The following is a 7,895-nucleotide window of genomic DNA, read 5'->3' as shown; positions in this document are numbered from 1 at the left end:
TATAAATAATCCTGGTGTTGTGACTAAAAATTAAACAGTAAACCACTGTATCCGACGGATACAGCGTTCATTTTGAACATCCAGAGTTCCCCTGACGGTACAGGCTTTTTGCCCTTTCCATGCAGAGAAAACCCGCCGACGAAGATCGTGGGCAATATCACGCGCATGTCCGAACGGCGCGATCATCTCTGGAAAAAAGATATGCTGACCAGAACGCCAGTCTTCCCACAATATTTCCCGTTCACCAGAAAGAATTGCATCCCGACTACTGTCAGATAAAAAAGCCCAATTGCAAAAAGCAACTGGGCGTTGGTGTTCATCCTGGTAATAGCAAAACTGATTGAGCTGGAATGACGGCAAGATACGCTGTTGCCACTCGGCAACCAAATAACGTCGGTGCAAAGGTGAATGTTGACAAAGCAACATCACCCCTCCAATCATAGCCTGTATTTCAGTTGTACTCAGTGTTGCTGATTGATGTTGGATCATCATAGACTAGCAACCACTTGATAGTAGGATTTTGCCTATCCCCATCATCTTTCAAGCCGCCTCCCTGTTGGCTTAGTTCATTCACCCCAGTCACATAGCGATATATGTGCCTGAGGCTTCATTCCTTCGCTGCCGCGATGCAACTTGAAATCTATTGGGTAGATATTATTTTGATGATTCAGATTTACGCGACGCACGTTTTTCATTTTTTGAAGCAGTAGTTACTGCTTCAACCGCAGTTTCATCTTCTATTTGTTGCAGATACTGGCGCTTCAGGCTCAGGTAAAAAACCAGCGGCAATCAGGTTATTCAGTTCAGCTTCCATCCGTGGATCTTCAAGCATACTTTTCACCATGGAAACCATATACATAAAACCCGTTGCAGGCATGTGAATAACTTGTTTCAACTGGAGATCCTGATCATTTACAGCCAGCTCACCATTTGCCATTTTGTTAGGATCTTCACCAACAAAATAAAGAGAGAACACGCCTTTGTTATAATTAACGCTAGAGATGGTTTGAACGAATTTTTCAGTCATATCATTACCAATTAAATAAATATTAATTTAATGTTACAATTGTATTAAATCTAAATTATTAAATCATAAATGAATTCCATTTTTATTATGGTTTCATTTATAACTAAATCTCATCACTACAACTGTCTGAACAGAGTAAACCAAAATATTTATACACATTAGGTAAGAGAGAAACTTTCAAGCTACAGCCTACAACCAATAGCGTAATTGTCTGCAATTTGAAAGAAGAAAGGTATAAATCAAATGATTTATCGGCTACCTTGAGCTAAAATATATCCATTCGCTTACTAAAATCAACATATAAACAGTAAAATGTCTGTTTAACCGTCACATTTTGTCCCAATTACCAACACTAATATACTCTTTAATAGCAGATAATGTCTTTTATTGGATTTATTGGACGTACTTTATAAATACCATACTTTCTTTCAGGTTACTTTCTTAATTAAGAAGTCACTTTTATTAAAATAGATTTACGTTGATGAATGAAATAGAAAAAAAAACAATATCATTAATTATGTTAATAATTATGATATCTAATAGAAAAAACACGGCTACATTCAATAAAAACTTAAGCAATAATGATAATTATCTTCTTACTTTAAATAAATTAAAGAAAGAATATAACATTCAAATTAAAAATAAGTCCACGATAAATAAGAAATTAAATGCCATTTCTCTACCCGCTATTTTATTCGGTAGTGATGGTCAACCTTTCATTTTGGCAAAATGTGATGAACACCGGGTATTGATCCAAAAACCTAACCAAGAAACACCAGAGATAATTGATAAAGAAAAATTTATTAATCTATGGAGTGGTCGATGGATAAAAATCAAACAAAAAAACAGCCAATTTAATATACGTTGGTTTATTCCTGAATTTATCCGTCAGAAAAAAAACCTGACCGAGATATTGCTGTTTTCTTTTGTTTTACAGATTCTGGCGCTTATTTCTCCCTTAGTTGTGCAAGTTGTTATGGATAAAGTGCTCGTCCATCAGGCACTTTCCACATTGGATGTCCTGATTTTCGGGCTAGTCATTGCCGGGTTGATTGAAGTGCTCCTGCGGGGGCTACGCGAATATCAATACGCTCACACAGCCAACCGGATTGACATAAAACTGGGATTGAAGTTAGTTCAACACCTGTTCGGGCTGCCCTTGTTGTTTTTCAAATCCCGACAAGTAGGGGCAATTGTGACACGGGTACGAGAGCTGGAAACTATCCGGGAATTTTTGACCGGTTCCATGTTCACTCTGTGTATCGATGTTTTGTTCATGTTTGTATTTGTTTACGTCATGAGCCTGCTATCCAGCATACTGACGCTGATCTTCCTGCTTACCATCCCCTTTTACGCCTTACTTGCTTGGTGGGTTACACCAAAAATCGCTAAGGCAGTGGAAAAACAGTTCACCCACGCCGCCGTCAATACCTCTTTCCTGACCGAAACCGTCGCTGGTGCTGAAACGCTGAAAAGCCTCGCGGCTGAACCTCGCTTTATTCGCCGTTGGGACAATCAGACCGAAAAGATGGTCAGTACCGGTTATGATGTCCAGCAATGGGATAACCGTTCCGGTCATTTAGTGATGCTGTTACAGAAAGTCACCAGTGCCATCATCATTTGGCTCGGCGCTTCAGAAGTGCTTTCGCTGCACATGACGATTGGTCAATTGATCGCCTTTAATATGATGGTGAGCCATACCCAACAACCGCTATCCAAGCTGGTTCAACTCTGGGGGCAGTTTATCCGTTCCCGCATAGCCACCGAGAAACTGGGTGATATGCTGAACCTGCCAACCGAACAACAATCAGGCAACGAACACATTACACTGCAAGGTGCGATTTCATTCTCCGATATCGTTTTCCGCTATCAACCCGACTTACCCGCAACCATCAATCAGCTCACGCTGGATATTCGGGCGGGTGAAACCTTAGGGGTCGTCGGCACATCCGGCTCTGGAAAAAGCACCCTTGCACGCTTGTTGTTACGGCTTTATACCCCTGAATCCGGGGCAATCACGCTGGATAGCATCCCTTTGCAAAATCTCAATATTGAATCAATCAGGCAACAAATTGGTATCGTGCTGCAAGAAAATTTTCTTTTCAATAAGACTGTGCATGAGAATTTATCCCAATCATGCCCGGATGCTCCGTTGTCCACAATCATTGAGGCTGCCAAGCTGGCAGGCGCACACGATTTTATTCTTAAACTGCCGATGGGATATGACACGGTGATCGCAGAAGGTGGTCAATCCTTATCAGGTGGTCAACGACAACGTTTGGCGATTGCCAGAACGCTGTTGTCAGATCCCAAAATCCTGATCCTTGATGAAGCCACCAGTGCACTGGATGACGAATCACAAGCCATTATCCAAACCAACATGGCAAACATCGCCCAAGGCCGAACAGTCATCACCATCGCACATCGGCTTTCCACAGTACGCCAATGCGACCGGATTATTGTGTTACATCAAGGGCAAATCATCGAACAAGGTAGCCATGATCAGCTTCTGCAACAAGGTAAGCACTATCGGAAACTTTGGCAGTTACAACAAGAACTAAAACAAGAGGAGCCTTCACATGTTTAAAGCTATCTTGCTCAAGGGGCTAAAACGGTTACGTACTCGTACTCCCTCACCCCATTATGATTTTTTACCGACACATTTGGCATTGTCGCAACGCCCACCATCCCAGTTCGCACGTTATACGGCGATAACGTTAAGTATTGGCGTCTTAATCGCCCTACTGTGGGCTTGTCTGGGAAAACTTGATGTACAGGCGACTGCAACCGGACGCCTGATTGCCTCCGGTCGTTCCCAATTTATTCAGGCTTATGAACAGAGTCGTCTGGTTGCTATTCATATTGCCAATGGACAGCATGTAGAAAAAGATGCTCCACTACTGACACTGCATACACTCGGCGTCAATCAGGATATCGTCCGTCTCATTGAACAGCGTGACTATCTGACTGAAGAGGAAATTCGCTATCAAGCCCTGCTTGGACAGCATCATCCTGAATCCCTGCCACTTTTCCAGCAGCAACCGGCAGAAAAACAGGAAAAAATCCTGAAACATTATCATCACGAAAAACAAGAATCCGACGCCATCATCACCAATATCTACGCGGAAATGGAGGTCAATCTTTCATCCCAAAAAGCCCGGGGTAGTGACATCCGGTCATTGATCAATCTGCGCCAGAATATTAACCAACGTTTACAGGCACGGAAAACACTGAGCCAGAAGCAGGTCATCAGTAAGGTGGAATTTCTGGAACAAGAAAAAGAATTTCTGGAAACAGAAAGAATGATCGCTCAACAAAAATCAGAGCTGGGTATTTTGCTGACTCAATTTAAGAGCCTGGAAGAACGTTTAAAAGGCATCAAAGTACAAAAAGAGCTGGAATGGTTTGAAAAAAGAAAACAGGCTGAAATGCAATTGGCTGTGTTAAAACAGGAAATCTCCAAAATGCAGGAACGGGAAGAGCTTGAAGTTGTGCGTTCTCCTGTAACCGGCACAGTCCAGCAATTGAGTGTTCATACCCTCGGTGCCGTTTTACAACCGGCCCAAAATTTGATGGTGATTGTACCGGATGAGAATGTACAACTCGCTGAAATTCAGATCCTGAACAAAGATGTCGGTTTTGTTCGCTCCGGTCAACATGTCACGGTCAAAGTTGATGCCTTCCCTTATACCCGCTATGGCACGATTGAAGGCGAATTACTCAGCATTTCACGGGATTCCACCACCGATGAACGATTGGGTCTGGTTTTCCCTGCACAAATCAGCCTCAAGCAGAACAATATCATATTGGATGGAGAGCCGGTCAATGTCACGGCAGGCATGTCCATCGTTGCGGAAATCAAAACAGATCAACGGAAAGTCATTGATTACCTGCTCAGCCCGATTCAGGAATATCAATCTGAAGCATTGAGGGAAAAATAATCATGACCGACCTATTTTCCTTTACCGGTGACGCAGGTACACAAGACGGTACCGACACAAATACAAATAACTATGCACTGGAATGTATTGCGTATTTGGGAAAACAATTTCACAAGGTGGCTTCTGTCGCACAACTACACCATGCGCTGGGGCTGGATTCCCTGATACTGACAGATCCGCAATTACGTGAAGCCGCTGATACCATTGAACTCCATAGTAAATTTGATTGGCTGACACCTGAAACTTCCACTAAGTTACCTCTGCCGGCCTTGGTGGAATTAGATCAACGTTGGTGGGTGCTGACAGAAATTACCCCTGATTCTTTTACCGTGTTTGATCCCATCACAGACAAACAAAAAGCACATCCATTATCAGATGGCACAACATTGTCCGGTGGGACAATACCTCCCGGCAAATCTGCTGAATCCAATGAATATAAAGTGCTGCTGGTGGCGGATAAATCACTAACTAAACAACAAGTTAAATTTGGTTTAAACTGGTTTTACCCGTCTATTTTCAGACAAAAAAATCAGTTACGGGATATTTTCCTGTTCGCCATTGTACTGCAACTTTTCGCTCTGGCGGCTCCCTTATTGTTTGAAAATGTCATCGACAAAGTACTGGTCGGGCGTAGCCTCTCCAGCCTGCATGTACTTGGCCTCGCAATGCTGGCACTAGCATTAGCTGAACCTCTGTACGGGTTCCTGCGCAATACGGTGTTCGGACATATGGCCAGCCAAATCAACTCTGAACTCTCCGGCAGGCTTTACCGTCATTTGGTCGGCTTGCCCCTGCCCTATTTTAAACAACGCCAGACAGGACAAATCATCGCCAGAGTCAGGGAGATGGCCCATATCCGCCAATTCTTGACCGGCTCTACGCTGATGCTGTTGCTCGACCTGATTTTCATCATTCTGTTTCTTGGCGTGATGTTCCATTATTCCACCTTGCTGACATGGATCGTGGTCATCTCGCTGGTGCTCTATTTCTTGCTTTGGATCAGCATCGGGCCAGTAATCCGACGCAAAGTAGAAAAAGAATATGAAGCCGATGCCAATGCCACGAGTTTTCTGACCGAAGCCATCACAGGCATCGAAACCATCAAAACCACCGCAACGGAAAAACGCTTTCTGTACCAATGGCAAAAGGTATTGAGCCAACAGTTAATCCAACGTTTTTCTGCCCAGAAAAGTGGACTAACGGCGGGACAAGGGATCGCCCTGATCCAGAAAATCATTGCCGCCCTTTTACTGTGGTGGGGAGTCAGGGGCGTTCTTAATGGAGATTTATCCCCCGGGGAATTGATTGCTTTCAATATGCTGGCAGGCCACGTTACCCAACCCATCTTGCGATTGGCACAGGTCTGGCAAGATTTTCAACATACCCTAATTGCCCTGCGACGGGTTGGCGATATTCTGGATGAACCCATGGAAAACAGTAAACAGGGGCTGGCATCGGCACCTGAACTGGCGGGTAAGATTGAATTCAAAAATATTCGTTTCCGCTATCACGCAGATACCCCCGAAGTCTTGGCAAATTTGTCATTAGACGTTAAAGCAGGTGAATTTATCGGCATTACAGGCCCATCAGGCTCAGGCAAAAGTACACTGACCCGATTATTACAGCGATTGTATGTGCCACAACACGGTCAGGTTTTAGTGGATGGGATGGATCTAGCGATTACTGACCCTGTATCACTGCGACGCAATATGAGTGTCGTCTTACAGGAAAGTATTCTGTTTTCCGGCAGCATTGCGGACAATATCCGCCTGTGTAAACCCAACGCCAGCGATGAAGAAGTCTATCAAGCCGCAACCTTAGCGGGCGCAATTGATTTCATCAATGCCTTTCCACATAAATTCGACCATCCGGTTGGCGAAAAAGGGAGCAACCTTTCTGGCGGACAACGGCAACGGATCGCATTAGCAAGAGCGTTGCTGAACGATCCAAAGATCCTGATACTGGATGAGGCCACTTCTGCACTGGATTACGAGTCAGAGGCTGCCATTATGAGCAATATGCATGAAATACGCCGAAACCGGACAGTGATCAGCATTGCTCATCGACTGAATACCATTCGTCATGCCGATAAAATTTTCGTGTTAGATCAGGGAAATATTATTGAATCAGATTCTCATGATGCCCTTGTGCAGCGAGATGGACTGTATGCACAGCTTTGGCATCAGCAAACAAAGTGATTGTTACTAAAAACTGACAACCAAAATAGACAGAGTGAACCATTGTGCTGCGTGGACAAATTTGATGGCTGAATACAGTAAACTTGAACCAATTAATGTTCAGGGCACGCAGCATATAACTGAGTTCTGTCTTCAGGGCAAAGTTGACGTTTATTATCGTTATTGTCACAAATCAGAAGAGGTTAAAAGACATGGTAAAGGGAACGGAGGTCATCCCCGTTATCGCTGCTATGCCGTGACAACGCTCCCCTTGATGAAAGTGACATTCAGCTCCTTTGTGAAATGGATGTACTGTGGTCTTTTGTAAGGCTCTGGTATGTCTGGGAGTCCGTCTAAAAACGTTCAATAAACTTCTCACACTCTTAGCTCCTTTTAATATCCAATTTTATTTTGCGGATAATTATTCTGTTTATGGCTATCTTCCTGAAAAAGAACATAGTGTTGGAAAGACATTTACCCAACACATAGAAAGAAACAATTTGACTAGCCGCACCCGAATTAAAAGACTGAATCGAAAAACAATAGGTTATTCCAAATCTGAGGAAATGCACGATAAAGTGAGAAGGAATTTCATTGAGCGTGAACACTGTTTTTAATGAGTAATACAACTATCTAATATATGATCCAAACTATTGGCGAATAAAAACTAATTAATGGATGCTGTTCATACAATAAAAAGTTTTTTTGTACTGGTAAAAATGTAATTTGTCATTAGAATGATCAACTTAA

The 7,895-nt window shown here is 43.1% G+C and carries 5 protein-coding genes and 1 pseudogene; 4 read left to right on the top strand and 2 right to left on the bottom strand.

Features of this window, described 5'->3' with window-relative positions:
* Positions 1 to 30: 30 nt before the first annotated feature.
* Positions 31 to 492 carry an RTX toxin-activating lysine-acyltransferase RtxC gene (rtxC, locus tag Xhom_RS08395; protein WP_069316539.1) on the bottom strand — a complete coding sequence of 154 codons (462 nt, stop codon included), beginning with the start codon at positions 490 to 492 and terminating at the stop codon, positions 31 to 33.
* Positions 493 to 730: 238 nt separating this feature from the next.
* Positions 731 to 1,027, bottom strand: a complete 297-nt coding sequence (gene rtxH, locus Xhom_RS08390) for a protein RtxH (RefSeq protein ID WP_069316540.1) — start codon at positions 1,025 to 1,027, stop codon at positions 731 to 733.
* Positions 1,028 to 1,556: 529 nt separating this feature from the next.
* Here rtxH and Xhom_RS08385 point away from each other — a divergent pair.
* The 4 genes and pseudogenes from Xhom_RS08385 (at position 1,557) to Xhom_RS08370 (ending at position 7,762) form a co-directional block, all read left to right on the top strand.
* Positions 1,557 to 3,614 (top strand): peptidase domain-containing ABC transporter, encoded by a 2,058-nt coding sequence (locus Xhom_RS08385; RefSeq protein WP_232326326.1) that lies wholly within the window; start codon positions 1,557 to 1,559, stop codon positions 3,612 to 3,614.
* On the top strand, positions 3,607 to 4,968 hold the full coding sequence (locus Xhom_RS08380; RefSeq protein ID WP_069316542.1) for an HlyD family type I secretion periplasmic adaptor subunit: 1,362 nt from the start codon (positions 3,607 to 3,609) through the stop codon (positions 4,966 to 4,968). Before Xhom_RS08385 ends, Xhom_RS08380 begins: the two co-directional genes overlap by 8 nt.
* A gap of 2 nt (positions 4,969 to 4,970) precedes the next feature.
* Positions 4,971 to 7,166 (top strand): type I secretion system permease/ATPase, encoded by a 2,196-nt coding sequence (locus Xhom_RS08375; RefSeq protein WP_069316543.1) that lies wholly within the window; start codon positions 4,971 to 4,973, stop codon positions 7,164 to 7,166.
* Between the two features lie 115 nt (positions 7,167 to 7,281).
* Positions 7,282 to 7,762: pseudogene (locus Xhom_RS08370) on the top strand (IS1 family transposase).
* Positions 7,763 to 7,895: the final 133 nt, after the last annotated feature.

Source organism: Xenorhabdus hominickii (assembly GCF_002632725.1).
GTDB classification, from domain to species: Bacteria; Pseudomonadota; Gammaproteobacteria; order Enterobacterales; family Enterobacteriaceae; genus Xenorhabdus; species Xenorhabdus hominickii.
Note: the sequence above shows the minus strand (reverse complement) of the source record. Positions and strands in the feature narration are given on the sequence as shown.